This window comes from Vagococcus changpingensis (genome assembly GCF_058211775.1).
On sequence record NZ_JBYVZB010000015.1, the window covers coordinates 1 to 724 of the forward strand.

At 31.2% G+C, this 724-nt stretch carries 1 protein-coding gene; it reads left to right on the top strand.

Features of this window, described 5'->3' with window-relative positions; all coding sequences use genetic code 11:
- Positions 1 to 724, top strand: a 724-nt coding sequence (locus tag AC37UB_RS10210; protein WP_490685671.1) for a transposase, incomplete at both ends; no start/stop codon positions are given.

The following is a 724-nucleotide window of genomic DNA, read 5'->3' on the forward strand; positions in this document are numbered from 1 at the left end:
ATGCCACACAAGTGGCATGTGATAAAAACGGATGGGTTTTAGGATATACAACGCATCCAGGTAATCAACATGATAGTCGTACTTTTATCTCTATTTACAATAAATTAAAAAGTCATTTCACTCTGAATAAATTAGTGATGGATGCGGGCTACAAGACACCAGGTATTGCTCATTTGTTGTTTCAAGATAACTTAACACCTATCTTTCCATATAAGAGACCCATGACCAAGAAAGGTTTTTTCAAAAAATATGATTATGTTTATGACGAATACTATGATCAATCTATTTGTCCCAATATGAAAACATTAACTTATACGACAACTAATCGAGATGGTTATCGAGAATATAAAAGTAACCCTCATGATTGTATGACATGTTCTTTAATAAATAAATGTACGCAATCAAAGGATAAGAGAAAACAAGTTCAACGTCATTTATGGGAAGATGATATGGAACGATGTGAGGACGTACGTCATTCCATTGGAATGAAATCTATCTATAATAATCGTAAACAGATGATTGAAAGGTTATTTGGAACAGCCAAAGAATTTCATGGATTACGTTATACCAACTTAATAGGTAAAGAAAAAATGCACATGAAAATTGGGCTTACTTTCGCATGTCTTAATATAAAAAAATTAGCAAAAATGCTTAAATTAAGAGACCTAGAGGGCTCTATTTTTAATTTTTTACCTACATTAATCATAGAATATAAAAAAGACAA